At 56.2% G+C, this 15,845-nt stretch carries 13 protein-coding genes; 4 read left to right on the top strand and 9 right to left on the bottom strand.

Annotation, left to right across the window (positions count from 1 at the left end):
• Window positions 1–49 precede the first annotated feature (49 nt).
• A complete protein-coding gene (locus tag ACFOYU_RS08920) occupies window positions 50–976 on the top strand; it encodes an NAD-dependent epimerase/dehydratase family protein (RefSeq protein ID WP_377033255.1) in 927 nt (308 codons plus the stop codon).
• 26 nt (window positions 977–1,002) lie between these two features.
• Here ACFOYU_RS08920 and ACFOYU_RS08915 read toward each other — a convergent pair whose 3' ends face one another.
• Window positions 1,003–1,725, bottom strand: a complete 723-nt coding sequence (locus ACFOYU_RS08915; protein WP_226736535.1) for a LuxR C-terminal-related transcriptional regulator — start codon at window positions 1,723–1,725, stop codon at window positions 1,003–1,005.
• A gap of 436 nt (window positions 1,726–2,161) precedes the next feature.
• Here ACFOYU_RS08915 and ACFOYU_RS08910 point away from each other — a divergent pair, with 436 nt between their 5' ends.
• Window positions 2,162–2,476: a DUF6894 family protein gene (locus ACFOYU_RS08910; RefSeq protein ID WP_226736538.1), complete on the top strand. Its 315-nt coding sequence runs from the start codon at window positions 2,162–2,164 to the stop codon at window positions 2,474–2,476.
• A 133-nt stretch (window positions 2,477–2,609) separates the two neighbouring features.
• On the opposite strand, the gene ACFOYU_RS08905 is transcribed toward ACFOYU_RS08910, so the two are convergent.
• The 4 genes from ACFOYU_RS08905 to ACFOYU_RS08890 all read right to left on the bottom strand — a co-directional run bounded on the left by ACFOYU_RS08905 (window position 2,610) and on the right by ACFOYU_RS08890 (window position 7,070).
• Window positions 2,610–3,329, bottom strand: a complete 720-nt coding sequence (locus ACFOYU_RS08905) for a LuxR C-terminal-related transcriptional regulator (RefSeq protein WP_377033254.1) — start codon at window positions 3,327–3,329, stop codon at window positions 2,610–2,612.
• Window positions 3,330–3,593: 264 nt separating this feature from the next.
• Window positions 3,594–4,445, bottom strand: a complete 852-nt coding sequence (locus ACFOYU_RS08900; protein WP_377033253.1) for a heparin lyase I family protein — start codon at window positions 4,443–4,445, stop codon at window positions 3,594–3,596.
• Window positions 4,446–4,576: 131 nt separating this feature from the next.
• Window positions 4,577–5,674 (bottom strand): GNAT family N-acetyltransferase, encoded by a 1,098-nt coding sequence (locus ACFOYU_RS08895; RefSeq protein ID WP_377033252.1) that lies wholly within the window; start codon window positions 5,672–5,674, stop codon window positions 4,577–4,579.
• Between the two features lie 166 nt (window positions 5,675–5,840).
• Window positions 5,841–7,070: a sugar transferase gene (locus ACFOYU_RS08890; RefSeq protein WP_377033251.1), complete on the bottom strand. Its 1,230-nt coding sequence runs from the start codon at window positions 7,068–7,070 to the stop codon at window positions 5,841–5,843.
• 415 nt (window positions 7,071–7,485) lie between these two features.
• Here ACFOYU_RS08890 and ACFOYU_RS08885 point away from each other — a divergent pair, with 415 nt between their 5' ends.
• Window positions 7,486–9,177 (top strand): GNAT family N-acetyltransferase, encoded by a 1,692-nt coding sequence (locus ACFOYU_RS08885; RefSeq protein ID WP_377033250.1) that lies wholly within the window; start codon window positions 7,486–7,488, stop codon window positions 9,175–9,177.
• Window positions 9,178–9,247: 70 nt separating this feature from the next.
• On the opposite strand, the gene ACFOYU_RS08880 is transcribed toward ACFOYU_RS08885, so the two are convergent.
• The 4 genes from ACFOYU_RS08880 to ACFOYU_RS08865 all read right to left on the bottom strand — a co-directional run bounded on the left by ACFOYU_RS08880 (window position 9,248) and on the right by ACFOYU_RS08865 (window position 14,531).
• Window positions 9,248–10,426: a GNAT family N-acetyltransferase gene (locus ACFOYU_RS08880; protein WP_377033249.1), complete on the bottom strand. Its 1,179-nt coding sequence runs from the start codon at window positions 10,424–10,426 to the stop codon at window positions 9,248–9,250.
• A 90-nt stretch (window positions 10,427–10,516) separates the two neighbouring features.
• Window positions 10,517–11,746 (bottom strand): polysaccharide biosynthesis/export family protein, encoded by a 1,230-nt coding sequence (locus ACFOYU_RS08875; RefSeq protein ID WP_226736552.1) that lies wholly within the window; start codon window positions 11,744–11,746, stop codon window positions 10,517–10,519.
• 170 nt (window positions 11,747–11,916) lie between these two features.
• The gene (locus ACFOYU_RS08870; protein WP_377033248.1) at window positions 11,917–13,206 is read right to left on the bottom strand and encodes a GNAT family N-acetyltransferase; all 1,290 of its coding nucleotides are present in this window, start codon (window positions 13,204–13,206) and stop codon (window positions 11,917–11,919) included.
• A 236-nt stretch (window positions 13,207–13,442) separates the two neighbouring features.
• On the bottom strand, window positions 13,443–14,531 hold the full coding sequence (locus ACFOYU_RS08865; protein WP_377033247.1) for an AraC family transcriptional regulator: 1,089 nt from the start codon (window positions 14,529–14,531) through the stop codon (window positions 13,443–13,445).
• 261 nt (window positions 14,532–14,792) lie between these two features.
• Between ACFOYU_RS08865 and ACFOYU_RS08860 the strand changes: the two genes are divergently transcribed.
• The gene (locus ACFOYU_RS08860) at window positions 14,793–15,824 is read left to right on the top strand and encodes a glycosyltransferase (protein ID WP_377033246.1); all 1,032 of its coding nucleotides are present in this window, start codon (window positions 14,793–14,795) and stop codon (window positions 15,822–15,824) included.
• Window positions 15,825–15,845 lie beyond the last annotated feature (21 nt).

The raw sequence follows: 15,845 nt of genomic DNA, 5'->3' as shown, positions 1-15,845 counted from the left end.
GAGTTTCAGCCGACCGTTTCCCGCAACAAAACCTGCCGAGAGGTGTGCGATGCCCGAGCGCTTTCTGCTAACCGGCGGTTGCGGCTTCATTGGCTCCCATTTGGCAGAGGCCTTGGTTGGCGATGGAGCTGAGGTTGTTGTTCTCGACAACCTTTCGACAGGCCATCGCAGCAATCTGACAGAGGCTGCGGAGCTGATCGTGGGAGATATCAGGGATGGCTCCTTGCTCCAGGAAGCAGCCCGGGGATGTACCGGCATCTTTCATCTGGCCGCAGTCGCATCGGTCCCCAAATGCACCCAGCAGTGGCGCGACTCCCACAGCATCAATCTCTCCGCCTCAGTCGGCATCTTCGAACTGGCTGCGGAGCACAATATCCCCGTTGTCTATGCCTCCTCGTCAGCGATCTACGGCGACGTTGATCGAACCCCCATCGAGGAGGACGCTCCAAAAAGACCGATCTCGGCCTATGGCGCCGACAAATACGCGATGGAGCTGCACGCAGCAGCCGGTGCGAGGACGAGAGACCTGAGATCCTTCGGTCTTCGTTTTTTCAATATATACGGCCCGCGACAGGATCCGCACTCGCCCTACTCCGGCGTGATCGCGGTCTTTATGCGCAACGCTCTCAATGGAGCTCCCGTCCTCATCCACGGAACGGGAGATCAGGTGCGGGATTTCGTCTTCGTCGCCGATGCCGTCAAAGCATGCCGCAGAGCCATGGAGCGACTGCTTGATCAAAGAACCGCGTCTGCGGAAATCAGCAATGTCTGCACCGGACAGGCGACCTCGATCCGAAAGCTTGCCGACTCCGTCGCCGATCTGGTTCAGCCAGGGTTGACCGTCGCCAATGGACCGGCACGAGCCGGGGACATCATGATCTCCGTCGGCGATCCCTCCCGCCTCAAAGACATACTCGGCTTGATGCCCTCCACATCTCTGCGAGAGGGGCTGCAGTCGATCATCGCATCGGGATGAGGACGGACAAAGCGCCCTTATCCCGATTACGATCTCGCTGCGCCGCGGCCGTTCGACGGCAGATGACTTGCTGCCCAGATAGCGGCTTGTGTCCGATTCTTGGCGCGGATCTTGCGGAGAATCGCCTTGACGTGGACCTTGACCGTGGCCTCCGTGATATCGAACTTTCGTGCGATCAGCTTGTTCGAATCTCCCTCCATGAGGCAACGGAGAATGACAGTCTCGCGAACAGACAGGCCTCTGGGAGGGCTTTCCTGATCATCATCCTGCTGCTCGGCACTGCTTTCATCCTCTACGGCCGAATGCTCGCGCAGGAGATTGAGGATAGCGGACGGAAAGACAGCCTCCCCGAGCATGACGAGGTCGAGTGATTTGACAAGAACCTCGCATGAGACAGACTTGACGAGATAGCCATCGGCTCCCGCCTGGAAAGCAGCTAGAACGCGCTTCAGATCGTAGTAGTCGACGAGCATGACCACACGCGCGGTCGGCAGATCCGCCTTGAGCTGCGAGACCTGATTGCACTTTGAATCGTGATCGTTGGCAGCGTCCATGATCAGCAGAAAAGGATCGGCGCCGGCTGCCCAGGTGCCTCGCACTTCGTCGAGACTTGCTGCAGATGCAACGGGACTATAAGGCGTCTCCGATAGTATCCTCTTCAGCCCCTCTCTCAGCAATGTATTGGGCTCAACCAAGAGGGTTGGGACAATCTGCAGTCGAGCACCCACCGCACCGTTCGGATCACCCACCTGAGTTTCCTCCGCAGATCTCGTGTATGTACCACTTTCGGATCCGCTCTGATCGGACAAAGAGTCTTGGTCGTAATTCTTCCGCATCTTAGAGCCCTCTGGCCCCTGCTCGCCAACCGCTTCAGCGAACATCCCATCACTCAGAAAATTAACTTACAAAATCTTTCAGGACAATTGGACTGAGGTCCGAAAGGCTATAAAAACATTAAATTCTTTGCAGGATGCAAAACTTCATTTACGGTAAGGGACGTTTATTCGAACAGCCTTGAGGCAAGCCTCCGGGTTGGTTCCTGCTACGGAGCTAAATCGGTCAAGCTTGCTGCACTGAGCCTGCGATTCGGTACGTGCGTACCTCCTGAGGGTGAATTGCACCACAGCATGAGCGCAGGAAGATCTGCAGATCGGGCTAGACAGTGAAAATCTGTAGACTTAACACATGTTAGAAATCGGCGCTGACAGCATGGCCGCTAAAGTTCACAGAAACACCATTTCAGAATCTGCGCGGGAGACTCTGCCCCTAACGATGAGATGCTACTTCAACCTCGTAAATGGCAGCGAGAAAATCACAGACCAGGATGGGATTGAAGTCAGGGACATCGAGCAAGCCCGTATCCAGGCCCTGAAAGCAATAGACGAATTGCGAGACGAGGACGACTCGGCTTCGAACGAATGGGCGAATTGGAGCCTCGAAGTTACCGATGCATTCGGGAACATTCTGTTCACGATCAATCTCGGCGGTGTCCTGCACTGATCTCCAACACCCTGGACGCGCTTTCATAGGGAAAGTCAATTTCAGACCCCCGCTCCGACGGCCCAGGACGGCTCTTCATATCCAGCAATACGAAGAACCTCGCGCGCTTTGCACCTGTCATAAACCAAGCCCTTCAGCGGGATGCCCAAGACTCGTCGGATGCGCCGGCGGCCGGGAGGTGCGCAACAGCCCACATGGCAGCCTGTGTGCGGTTCGTAACGCGGATCTTTCTGAGAATCGCCTTGATGTGAACCTTCACAGTGGCTTCCGCAACTTCAAGCTTTCGCGCAATAATCTTATTGGGGGCGCCCTGCATCAGACAATGCAGAATCTCCGCCTCTCGGCTCGAGAGCGTTCGAATGGGCGCTCCGGCTGAGATAATCTGCAAATTGTCCGGCGTCTCGGCTGATACTGGCCGCTCTACACGCGAGAGCTTTCCTGCCGACAAATCCATGAGCACGGAATTCGACGGGAATACTTTTTCTCCCAACATGACGAGATCGAGATATTTGACCAAGACTTCACACGACACCGTCGAAAGGCAGTAGCCGTCGGCTCCGGACTGCAGCATTGACATCATGCTTTGCAGATCGAACTCTTCGGCCAACACAACTGTGCGGCAAGTCGGGTAGCGGCTCTTGATATCCCGGATGAAATCGGAAGTGGCTTGCTGGTGAAGATTGATATCGACAACGAACAGGGATGGAGCCTTGTCAGTCTCGTCCTGACCGTCACCATCACCCTCCGAGCACACCCTGAAGCGAGTAGTCGAAAGAGTATGCTTCAGCCCTTCTCGAAGCATTGAGTTTTTACAAACAAGGATCGTTGGCACCAGCGACGCAGATCGTGTCATGCGAAAGATCCTTTTTTGAAATCTGTCCTCAATTATACAAATTAACCTCTTTGCGACCATTGATGAAAAAGGAGTAGGTTCTAGCGCTTTTGAGGTACAGGGCCGCCAACGTGAGGAGTAAAAGCTTAATATTTCTGTTTAGCAGCACGCGACTTTACGGGCCCAATAATACATAATTCCGCGCTTATTACCCAAGAGCGTAAATAGTTCCGCGCCCCTTCTCATGACTAAAGGCGCCGCTGGGAGCTGCCAATACCCTGCAAGCTACCTCATCAATTTCAGGTCTGACGCAGTTTCTTTTGATGAAGGCGGAGCGATCCGGTGAGCCAAGGAGGTCTGACTGACTTCGACGTCGCGGTACTCGATCGTTAGATCCTCTGGAGAGGTATTCCGATAGATCCCAAACTGCCAGTATGGCCCTTCAGGGTCATTATACCCCATGGAGAAATCGGTTAGGTCGAGCATCAACACGCCGTCGCGCCACCACTGAAGAATGGCATCGCCCTTGTAGCCGAAGCGCAAGCGGAACACATGCCGATACCAGCGGTCCCGTTCGATGGCGCCGGAATAACGGATCGTCTCGTCCGGATTAACTGTATGTCTTGCCGCGGCAACGTAGCGAGTCGATATCATGAACACATCGCCAGGCAGCAACTGCAAGGCGAACGGCGGTGAAGAGCCCCGGTCGCCGGCCTGGGTCGTGGCATGCATCTGGCCGATCACACACCATCTTGATGTTACCGGCTCTCCCGGAAGAATTCTTTGGGCATAGGAGATCCAGACATCTTTCCCAAGAGGATTAGGCTGAGCCCACCCCGTGAGCTCAGCTCTGTCGACAGCAGATCCTTCTTTCGCATCCCAGCGTGAGTTCTCCCCTCGGCGGACCGTAAAACGAAGCAGGGCAGTCTGAGATTTGGATAGCTGGATCGCTTGATGATTCGAGGCTGCAGAGGCCGGCTCGTAATAATGCCCGCCTATGGTGAGAGGTGCGATGACAGGCCGCCAGTCCGAGGCCGTCGCAACTGTTGCAGAGAGCAGCATGTACGTGGTCAGGAGAATCCCAGAAAGGCGTGATCCAGAGGCCCTCGCCACAGACTTGATTCCAATGTTCCTCATGCCGGCCTCCTCTGCTCGCTTAGCTGACAGAATTGTGGGAGCTCCTGTATCCGTCCCCGTAGGATCATTTCGGCAGCTTCGAGCGTGGCCCTCAGGTTCCGGCAAGGTGAAGCCACCTGGAACTCGGCCGTCTATCTCTTCTCATCCTGCCTGACGGAGCGACTGGTGGCGCTGCGCAGCGGCTTTCGATCGCCTCTTCGCTTGAACGCGCGATAGATCCTCTTGATCCTCTGCGGGATCCGTGGGCGGACATAACTTTGGTAGGCGAAATGTACCGCCGCGCGAGGCATTTGAAACAGCGTGGACATAGCGCTTTTTCGCACGAGATGAACATCGACGTATTCGTCATGGCTCATCCTCCAGAATCCTTCCCAGTCGGCATTGCTGAGATGGTTCACCTCCGCGACATCCTGGCGAGAGAAAACATCCCTCAAGACTTCACCCGTCAGGAGATGACCGGGCCTGCAATCCGCATAGGTTTCGTCGAAAGCGATCTTGGCCAGCATAAGAGCCTCGCCGCATCGGATGCACATTTGAGCCGCCACGACACGATTGTCGACCCGAATGACATACCACTCGAACTCCTCATCCGGCCCCAGGGTTTCTGCCAAGGCTTTGTAGAACGCGACTGCTCCAGGATTGTCGGCCATCGCCGTTCCATTGCGCCCCTTCCAGCCGGATGCCTCGAGCTCTATGAACTCGCCCAGGAGCTCACTTGCCGCCGGGTAGCCTTTCCTGAGCTCAACCAGGACGGACCCGTGCCCTTCGAGCTTCTTGCGGAACCGCTTAAGGTTGCGGCGCATATTTCCCAGACCCGCGAAGTACTGTCCGTAATCGCCTTGCACATTGAGATATGAGTATGAGGAACGTGTGCCACGATACCTGACGTAGCCATCCGCACCATGTTGGAGGGCCCGCAGAACAGGAGATCCCTGCCGAACTCCGCTCAAGGTGAGACCGAGGTGACCAGGGATCAGATTTCGAAGCTCTGAGAAAAGCGACTGCAGCGCCGCCTCCGCACGGTCGGGAGCCAGCAAGACATCACCAGATGGTGTCAAGTCGTCATACAGCGTGTGCAGTACGGGCCGGCTCGCACCAAGAAGCGGGTGCGCTCTGACAATGACGGGCAGCACACCGACGAGTCTCTCTCCTTCGTAGGCGAAGCTACAGAGCCAATGCTCCCCAGGCTTTACGCGATGCTCCAGAAAGGCCTTGACCCACCCTGGCATCAGACAGGGAATCCGCTGAGGAGCCTTTGAGGCGAGCTCGTTCCAACAATCGATATGTGGAGCGAGGTCTGCGACATTAGAGGCCGTCGTCACCCTCAGCTCCCCGTCCGTCCGTTCAGCGTATGCGCGTGGAGAGGCGACCGGAATGTCTGCGACTGCCATGGCGTTATCGGACATTTCGACCCGCCAGAAGCGTCCAGATCGTTGCGACGGCGATCTCGACATCAAGGGACAGACCGTACTCCCGAACGTAGAACAGGTCGTATGTCAGTTTCGCGCGCGTTTCTTCGACCGTGGATGCATATCCGTAGCTGACCTGAGCCCAACCGGAGAGCCCCGGCTGTACGGCGTGACGCAGATCGTAATGGGGGATGATCTGCTGGTACTCCGAGACGAGCTGCGGCTGCTCCGGCCGAGGCCCGATTAGGCTCATATCGCCTTTCATGATATTGAAAAGTTGCGGCAACTCGTCGATCCGGTAGCGGCGAAGTACCTTGCCGAGTGGTGTTACCCTGCAGTCGCTCTTTGAGGTCGCAATCTGTTTGCCACCCGTACTATGCACGCTCATCGTACGCAGTTTGTACATGCGGAATACTCGGCCGTTCCGCCCCACTCTGTCCTGAGCGAAAATAATCGGGCGCCCCATAGTGATGGCGATCGCCAAAGCCGCTGCGCCGCCCAGCATGAAAGCTATCGGCGCCATCAGAAGCGAGGCGCCAATGTCGATACAGCGTTTGAGCGGTGCATATGACGCGCTTCTTTGAAGATGATGCCGAAGGACATCAGGCTCGACATCCTCAGGCAGGAGGTATGCGGAACGGTCGATCACATAGTTGCGGACATGACGAAGCTCGCAGTTCGACATGGCCGCCAAGGAGATGTATCGTGTCCATTCCGGCGGCAACGCCACGCCGAAGTCCACGAGTATGACATCGTACCGGGAAACGGCAGCGGCAGGATCGGAGATGATCTCGACGCCCTCATCAAGCCGCCGCAGGATCTCCGGCGACAGACCAGCAGCGACAGCTCCGATCTTTCGCGGTCGAGCAATCCTTCGCAATGGATCTACGGCGATGCTGCAGGCCACCGCTGCAATGTACGTCGCCGGCACGAAACTCCAGGCGATGTCCTGCTTCAGCCCTGCAGCAAATGCGAACCAGGTAAAATGTGCAATGAAACTAAATATGAAAGCCAGAAGCAGCCGCGACGTGGAGCCCCTTTGGGCGAATGCGGCAATCGTGACCACCGCCGATGTATTGAGCGCCGTTACGGTGACGATAGTAAGAACGATTCGAGAATCCGATGGGCCCAGACCGAGGATGAAGCCTAGGAACAAGGCAGACTGGATCGAACAAAGCAGCCCTATCAAAGCGGCAATCGCCGGCCCGATGAACAAGCGGAGGGGCCTTTCCGCAGGCACATAGGCGGGGCTGAGCCCAGTTCCTCTCGCAGTGCTCTGGAGGGAAATCTTGGAACTATTCGCCACAGATGACCTCCCGATCGTTCCGCTCTATGGAACCAGCCGCCTCAAAAAAGACAGATGTCGATGCTTTGCACGTTATGGAGCATGATATGCTGGACAACCAGCCTATTCTATAGAAGTTCAAATATACTGAGGTGGTAGTTCACATTACTCAGCAGAATATACCCATTATCATTTCAGATATTCTTTTATCGCTTGATCACGCTTTGCATGCGATTGTAAAATATTTATGACAGAAATTTCCCCCCTTAGAGCTTGCTTTTGCAATCTATTCTCATAGAACCGCTGAAGATAGCTCTTACCATCGTATTTTCGCGGGAAATACAGCATGACCGGCTCAAGTATTTACCCCTGGAGATCCAGCGTTGACCTGATCCGCGGAGAGATGGCCGGAGAATTGTTGATCAACGAAGCCTTCGAACAGGCTTGGTCTGCGCTTGTCAAACAATGCCCTTGGAGCACCGCATGCCAATCCCCAGGCTTCGCTGAAGCTTGGTTTGCAGCCTACATCATGCGCTTTGAACCCCTTCTCATCGTAGAACACGATGAGGTCGGACGACTTATTGGACTTCTACCTCTCGCGATTGAGAGAGCGTCCGGCAAGATTGTTCACGTGGGTGCCGAGCAGGCTGAATATCAGGTTTGGATTGCGACGGATCTCAATTCCACGTCGTTCATAGAGGCAGCTTTGGATGTTCTGGCATCGGATTTTCCCGGATGTCGGCTGCACCTCCAATATCTTCCGCCTGGCTCCCCAGTGCAGTGGTGCAACAAGGCGCGGCACAACTCGCGAGCATTCATCGTCGAGAAGAAGCGCCCGGTCCTGACACTTGGGCCTGGCAGCTCTGTCGAAGATTCATTGAGGAAAAAAAGCAATAAGAGCCGCATCAACCGTCTCAGGAAGACAGATCCCCTGTCGCTCGTTGAGGTTCGGACACGCAGCGAGCTCGAGCGTTATATCGACTCGATTGCCGAGTATTGCGACCTGCGCCAAGGAGCCATCAACTCGTCTCTGCCCTTCAAAGAGGACCCCCAGAAGAGAGAGTTCTGTTTGAAGCTTCTGGAAAAGCCGGGCATCGCACATGTCTCGATTTTGAAAGTGGGCGATGCCGTAGCCGCCGCCAATATCGGCCTGATCAGCCGCACGTCGGTCTCGGTTGGGGTTCTGGCACATTCCCCTTTTCTCGCGGAACACTCCCCTGGAAAGATCCTCATCCTTCTTCTGGCACAGACCCTTGGGAGGCAGGGCCTCTTGGAGCTCGACCTGACTCCAGGCGGCGATATGTACAAGGATCGCTCGGCAGATCATTACGATCAGGTATATGTGCTTAGCGTCCATCTCGACCGTTTCGATTTCCTCTGGCACCGGCTCAGGGTACGGATCCGTGCGGCAGCAACTCAGGCTCTGGGCCGTCATGGGCAGGCACTGAGCTCATATCGAAAGCAAATCTCCCGCTACGGCTTGCGTGGTCTGCTCCCGGACGGACTTCTGCGATCGACCTACAGGACCGGCAGGCTCCCCATCATGCACTTCAACACCGTCTCACTGGAGCGCGCGCGCCAGATCAGCTCCAGGAACGTCTGCAACATCAACTGCATTTCGGATCTTTTGTGCTATGAGCCCGAAAGCAGGAATGACCGGAGCAAGATGGAGTTTCTTCTCGCAGCCTCACAGCGACTTGAGGCGGGCGACCGCGCGTACACAATCGTGGAGGGCGGCGTTCTCCTGCATTGTTCTTGGCTCAGCCTGCCGAAGAGCGGTCACAAGGTCGCCCCCTTTGATACAATTGAGGCGCCGCCAAATTCCTGTGTGCTGCTGGACGACTATACTCACCTCGAAGCACACAAACGCGGCCTCGCGCAACTCTCGCTGGAACAGCGTCTAGCCGATGCAGCAGCAGAACCGAATGTAGAGACGATCCTGGTTCCAGCAGATGCAGACGCGCGTTCCCATCAGCACGAGATGACGCCTCGCAACGAGTTGGATGATGCCGCGATCCGAAAAGCTGTTTCGATGTGAGCAGGATTATCTGCAGCGATCGTCCAAATCCGGCTCAGGCGAGTATCTTGGCTCAACCTCAACCTCAACCTCAACCACTGCCGGCCTGCCGCACACGCAGATGATGCATCCAGCGGCGAGAGCTCAATAGGCGTCCTGCGTTCCTCATGTTGCCCCGTGCCTGCCGCAGGACTGACGCGGTTCGCATCGTGACCACCAGCGTCGTTCCGATAGGATCCGCGCCTCCGACGAGGAGTGTCTCAACCGTCTGACGCTCATGCATCAGACGGTTGCACAGTTCATTATCCGGAGCAGTACAGGAGTCGAACCAAACGGCCTTGCTATCATAAAAGTGAGTAATCGCATCGAACAACAACAACGCACCCGGAGAGAAACGGGAAAGCGTCTCATCATAGCACATCCTGAAGCCGAAAAGGCTGTTTCCGGAGACGAAGTTGCACTGCATCGCTACCGCCCGCTTCCCCATCAGAGCCAACATCTGGAGATGGCCCGCCTCCGCCATGGCGCTACAAGCCTTACGGAAGAATGCGATGTCCGCCGCACGGGACGCGATTGCAGTGCCTTCACTCCCCTTCCAGCCTGACGCCTCCAATTCCAGAAACTCGTCGACTGCGGATGGATCTCCTGTTCGGTCAACGAGCTTCAGCACACCACCACATTCTCGTTCTAGAGCTCTTCGCTTCCGCCCCAATTCCGCGCGTCGTTTATTCGATAGGTGCGGATTGCACGTCACGTCTCGACCTAGAGCGGCACGTTCATACCGCTCCCATTGGACAAACGGGCTGCCACATTGCGACAGCACTTGCCTCAGCATTGACGAAACAGGCCCATTAGCGGCAACCCACTCGAAGACCAAAAGGCCGGCGCGCGCGTGCTGCACTCCCTGAAGCAACCTAAGCAGGGGTGCTGGCCCTTCGCTGGCTGCTATCAAGGGCGTTCCAAGGAAAGTGTACTGACTGAGCCATGTCGCCATGACGGGCACTGGCATCTTGCGCCACCCCCACCTGATGACGACAGGCAAGCAAAAAGTCCAACGGCTGGCCTGTTCCACGACCACCAAGTGCACATTGTCTTCCGGCCGTGCCTCAGACAGCGGCAGTACGAATTCAGGCTCGAAGAACGGATTCGGCTCGACAGCCTCCTGCACGAGCGTCTTCCAGGCCGAAATGTCCTCCGGCCGAACATCTGCAGCCCGCAGAAGGCGGAAATTCGCAGCGTGTGAAGTCGAAGCCTTCTGCAGATTCTGCATTTACCAGATTCCAAAAAGTTCTGCGGCAGTGGATTTACCAATGGGGATAGTTCGAGTCCTACATGCCGAGATCCCGAAGGCTGAGCCAGACTATGGCAGAGCCCTCATCGCTGGGGCTTGCCGCAGGGTGACTTCTACAACGTCTCCGGGCACAAGCTCCGTGTCCTCATCGACTTCACGCCCCTCCCAGGCTTGCTTGCTGTTTCGGAAGATCTGGACGCGGGGCCTGCCGAGCGAATCCGACGCTAACCGGGACCTGAGGGAACCAACGTAAAGAATCTTTTCATCGGCAGCTCGGATCTTTGCCTTAAGGTCATGGAGCTTCGTTTCAGCCTCTTGCAGGTCGCGCATGAGCTTCAAACGCCGCTGGTCTTCGGCCTTCTGCAGCTGCCGACGCTGCTCCTCTTCATCCTTCTTTACCAAGCTCAACTGCGCCTCGGTCTGCAGCAGGCGCTCGGATGCGAATGCGAGGGCTCTTTGCTCTTCCGCGATGCGTGCGACAGAGGCGAGACCTCGCTCGAACGATGACCTTAACCTGGCGACCTCCTCCGCCTGCTGCTCATAGCTTTTCGTCAGCTGCTCCTGCAGACGTCCGAGCGTAGCGGCCTGTGCTTGCGTTTGCTCCAGTGATCGCCCAAGAGATTTTATTTCCCGGTCGTGATCGATCAGGGCGAGCTTGAGTTCCTCAGCCTGAGCCCTTTCGTTCCTTGATATCGGCTGAGCCGCAGCCTCCTCATCGCGGACCTGAAACTCAGGCTCGCCCTTAAGCTCGGCAGCTAAACGCGCTACCAGCACCTCTTGCCTCATCAGCTCTTCGCGCAGGAGATTACTCTCTGTCCGTAGATCCACCTCCTCAAGGTTAGGATCTCGTGTCCGGAACCTCAGCGTGTCCAGGCCTCCGGCGAGAGCTATAGCCTGCCGTACCGTCATGCGGGGACGGTAGGGTAGTTCGCCAGGCTTTGACACGTCGCCATTGACATAGACAGGGCGATACTCAGCAATGACGACGGATACCTCCTCCGGATAGACGTAGACGATCCTCTCGGTTCCGTCGGAAGAACGGCTGCGGACTGATTTGTTGGCCAACTCGTTCTTCAGCTTTGTCTGTATATCGCTCAGAGAGAGACCTGCGACGCCAATGCTGCCTACAAGAGGATAAGTGATCTGCCCCTCCATGTTGACCTGCGTTCTCTGGCGAAACTCCGGCAGGCTGGCTATCGAAATTTCGAGAGTGTCCCCGGGCGCCACGAGATAGTCCGCCAATGCCGTCCTCGGAATGAAGAGAGCCAGCATTATGGCCATCAGGATCAACTGGCGCATACCATGCGGCTCGCTTCGGCACTTCCTACGATTGAACATCATCAACACTATCCCGAGTGGCTGCCTGCAGTTCAGCCCACAAGAGGTGGCTGGGCGCAGGATCGATGGATATCGAAACGGGGACTTCCCGAGAACCGGCGGCTGAACGGGAGCTCGTTTCTACGCAAGTCCTAAGTGGCACCGCGAACACCTCCTCTTCGCGTGCGCCAAGCTTTCACCCGATGCACAAGTTGCGAACCGTGCGTCCGGAGCGCATCCCTCAGGATCAACATGTGCGGCAGCATCGCGAGCATTATCGCCCCAATGGTTCTTGGCCGCGCGACCAGAAACCGGTGAACCTTCAGCGCATCGGATCGGCTTCTGCCGAAGATCGACGAATAGGGCGACGCGCAGGTATCCATCCACTCGACCTGATGACCGAGCAACTCACCGTCCGAATGCATTCTGCGGATGGCTTCCAGCTCCAACAGGAGACCGGGCGATCGCTTCGAGTAGGTCTCGCTCTCATCATATGTCAGCTTGAACAGGAAACTGCCTGGCTTCGCCAGAACCACGCATCGTGCGGCGATGATCTTCTTCGCAATGCGCAGCGTCAGCAGTGAGAGGCGATTGCGTCTATGTGCTTCTAAGAGGAGGCCTTTGACGAGATCGCGATGGCCGTAAGAGGCAACAGATACTCCTTGCTGCCCCTTCCATCCCCTGTCCTCTAGGTCGATGAACTCGTCGGCCAGCACCTCGATATCCGTATGCTCCGTCACGTCCGAGTATTCTATAGGCCCCAGCTCCCGCAGACGCCTCTCGTACCGGCGCAAGGTTTGCTGGCTTTTTGTGGAGAAGACGTGATCCATGTAAGATCTTGCATCAGCATGGCGCCGGTAGAGGTGAGATTCGATGGTGCTGTGAGTATGCGTCAGCTTTGATGTCGATAGGTAGCGCGAAACGGCGGTTGCAATGGAAGTTCCATCCGTCAAACCGCGCAGATTGAGCAATTCTGCATGGGCACCGCCCTGCGTGAACCAATTGAGCATGTCCTGGATGCAGGCTTCATTTCCGCACCTGATAAGCGGATCGCATCTGGCATTGAGATAATTGAAAGGATCTGCCCAAAGCCGAAGGCACGAAACGGGCATCAAAGAATGTATCGAAATCCGTTCAAATGGAAAAAACCCAACCAAACGCCGCCCATGCACCCGGTGACTTTCGAAAGCCAGCACGAACACGAAGCTGCGGCGTTCGGCAGAAGCTCTAATGATAGGGAGTAATACCCACGGCTCATAGGAAGGGTTCTGAACAGCTAGATCGCTCGCAAGGTCCTCCAGATCCGCAGTGTAGCTAGCAAGGTCGTCAACACTCGTGATGACTGACAAATCGGCAAATCTGGCGGAGTCCGGGCCCACAAGCTCGTGATAGGGCAAACCTACATCGCCAGATTCAGGAACGATTGTCCGCAAAGATTCCACAATCGCCTCTCCTCAGCAGTCGAAGTGGCTCCAGTATCCGTGGTCTTACAGAGTATTATGCGCTCGCCGGGTTACTTAAGCAGTTCTAATCTAGCGCACCCGCTGAGGGAATTTCTATAGAACATGGCACCCACAGAAGGAGTAACCCTATATGCCCATATGGAGGCAGATCGTCGACAAACCCTGAGGTGACACCGGTATCCTTGCCAGAGGAGCTGTCACTCGAGGCGAAGAACCTACTGTGAATCCACTTTGTGATTTTCCTCCGTGCCATCGCCCTGCACAATCTGTCGTCTCAAATGAGTCGGTGATTTTCCTGTCCAGCGCTGGAAGGCGTGGACGAATGAACTCACCTCTGTGTAACCGAGGAGCCACGCAATTTGGGAGATCGACAGATCGTTGTTCTGCAGATACCGAATAGCGAGATTCGAACGAATATCGTCGAGGATTCCGCTGAATGTCAGCCCTTCTTCGGCAAGCCTTCTCGACAGCGTCCGCGCGCTCATACCGAGATCGCTCGCGATATTGCCGACGACTGCCGCACCGTGCGGCAGGCGAGGAGTGATAGCATTCTCAACCCGGATACGGAGGGGGTTTTGTTTCAGCTGTCGGCGGTCAAGGATCCCTTCATAGTACTCGACTAGAAATTTGTTCAGGAATGGGTCTGCCGTTGCATTACGCAGTTCAGCATCCTGTGGGTCGAAGACGAGTCTGTCCCTTTGAGATCCGAAATTGACCCCGCATCCATAGTATCGCTCCAGCTCGGACACATCGCCCTTGCTCTGATGAAGAAACTCAGCCGAGACGGGAACGAGTTCCCGTCCTGTGAAGATCCTTGCCATACGTAGAAGACTTGTCGCCCAGAATTCGATCTGGTGAGTATCGATGTGGCGCTCCACGCCCACGTGCTCGAACTCCATAGACAGTGAATTTGGCGCTTTGTGGATTTGAATCGCATCGTTGATGACGAAGCTGTACCGCACTGCATAGTCGACAGTCTCACCCAGTTTAGCGGCTGAAGCCATCACGTAATAGAGTGCGCCAAGCTCTCGCAGGTCGCTTTCTCTGGCAAGATGGAACCCCAGCAACTTGTCCTGGAGGGCCTCTGCAGTGACGTTGAGAAACTCAATTTGATTGCGAACATTGATCCGGCTCTCCGAGCTGGTTGCCGTCACGGCTGAAATTCCAGCCTTACGGAATAAATGACCTACGTCCAACCCCGCGAGAGCGGCCCGATCCGCGGCAAGCTTTGAGAGCACTCCGGTTGTAGACGGAGATCTGACGGGAGCGTCTCTCGGCAACTGGTCGTTCCTACCCCGAGGCATGTCAGACGCCTAACGGTGACAGCAATCATTGACGCCTTTCATCAGCGCCGGGGATGTAGTCTCGCACGAGGGAAAGCAGTCAACAATGCCGATGGACGACGGAGCCAACCCACCTTGGTACTACTCCTTACAAGCCTGACGTCTTCTGTGGCAGTCAAGTAGTCTGTGGGGCATCCTGGGGCGAAGCGGCGAAATGCTCGTTGTCCTACGGCGTGCAGGCGCGCGACTCTTATCCGAAGTTGGAACAGGCACGGCTGAAAGATGCTCCACGATAGCGAGAATGCAACTCATACCGCTTGGAGCGGTCCGAACTCCGCAGCTGCCATGCCGAGGGTGTTAGCCGTCATTCCAGGCGATGAGAACGACCGGAGCAGCATGGTTTTCGCCAGGCGCCAAATGTCGTCTCTCGAGAAGAGAGGCGTGAAGGTAAGGACCTTCTTCCTTTCCTCACGCACATCGCCCAGTGAAGTCTTTCGAGAACTGAGACGGTTCAGGCAAGCCGTCAAGCAGTTCGATCCCGATATCGTGCATGCCCACTATGGCACGATGACGGCGCTTTTCTGCGCGATGGGATCGGCGCACCCACTCGTCATCAGCTTCCGTGGCAGCGATTTGAACCCGACAAGCGACATCGGCTTTCTGCGGAGCCTGGTAGGTCGTCTCTTCTCCCAAGTTTCGGTGCTACGAGCAAAACATGTGATATGCGTCAGTCAGCAGCTCCAAGACAGGCTTTGGGCTCGCCCCTGCCCCACCTCCATCATCTTCGATGGCGTCGATCTTTCGTTGTTCAAGCCGATCCCGCAACTTGAGGCTCGGCGGAAGCTCGGATGGAGCCTGGACAGCAAACTGGTCTTCTTCAATCTTGGGGGGCGCCCAGCGGGCAAACGCCTCTCGCTCGCGGAGAGCGCGATCGATCACGCTCGATCAGCTATTCCCGACATTGATCTCGTCCCGGTCAGCAAAGTCGCTCCAGAGCAGATCCCGCTCTATATGAATGGATGCGACTGCTTACTCCTCACGAGCGACTGGGAGGGATCTCCCACGGTCGTCAAGGAGGCCATTGCCTGCAATCTGCCTGTCGTCTCAGTTGACGTGGGCGACGTAAAAGAACTCCTGGCTGGCGTTGAGCCCTCCAGAATCGTCCCTCCGGACCCGAAGGTCATTGGGGAGGCAATTATTGATGTGCTGAAGACAGGGGCTCGTTCCAATGGCTCGACTCGGGCTGGCGATGTATCGGAAGAGAACACGACAAGCCGGGTTCTATCGATCTATCAGAGCTTGATGCCGGCCTGATAAGCGATAGTCTGCAAGAGA

It is taken from the genome of Microvirga sp. GCM10011540 (genome assembly GCF_042650665.1).
GTDB lineage: Bacteria > Pseudomonadota > Alphaproteobacteria > Rhizobiales > Beijerinckiaceae > Microvirga > Microvirga lenta.
This window is presented reverse-complemented; position numbering and strand designations above follow the sequence as displayed.

Excerpts from the sequence above, each read along its gene's own strand:
- ACFOYU_RS08895 (WP_377033252.1), bottom strand. The coding sequence starts at position 5,674 with ATGCCAGGGTGGGTCAAGGCCTTTCTGGAGCATCGCGTAAAGCCTGGG.
- ACFOYU_RS08865 (WP_377033247.1), bottom strand. The coding sequence starts at position 14,531 with ATGCCTCGGGGTAGGAACGACCAGTTGCCGAGAGACGCTCCCGTCAGA.
- ACFOYU_RS08875 (WP_226736552.1), bottom strand. The coding sequence starts at position 11,746 with ATGCGCCAGTTGATCCTGATGGCCATAATGCTGGCTCTCTTCATTCCG.
- ACFOYU_RS08920 (WP_377033255.1), top strand. The coding sequence starts at position 50 with ATGCCCGAGCGCTTTCTGCTAACCGGCGGTTGCGGCTTCATTGGCTCC.
- ACFOYU_RS08910 (WP_226736538.1), top strand. The coding sequence starts at position 2,162 with ATGTTAGAAATCGGCGCTGACAGCATGGCCGCTAAAGTTCACAGAAAC.
- ACFOYU_RS08900 (WP_377033253.1), bottom strand. The coding sequence starts at position 4,445 with ATGAGGAACATTGGAATCAAGTCTGTGGCGAGGGCCTCTGGATCACGC.
- ACFOYU_RS08885 (WP_377033250.1), top strand. The coding sequence starts at position 7,486 with ATGACCGGCTCAAGTATTTACCCCTGGAGATCCAGCGTTGACCTGATC.
- ACFOYU_RS08860 (WP_377033246.1), top strand. The coding sequence starts at position 14,793 with ATGCTCCACGATAGCGAGAATGCAACTCATACCGCTTGGAGCGGTCCG.
- ACFOYU_RS08880 (WP_377033249.1), bottom strand. The coding sequence starts at position 10,426 with ATGCAGAATCTGCAGAAGGCTTCGACTTCACACGCTGCGAATTTCCGC.
- ACFOYU_RS08905 (WP_377033254.1), bottom strand. The coding sequence starts at position 3,329 with ATGACACGATCTGCGTCGCTGGTGCCAACGATCCTTGTTTGTAAAAAC.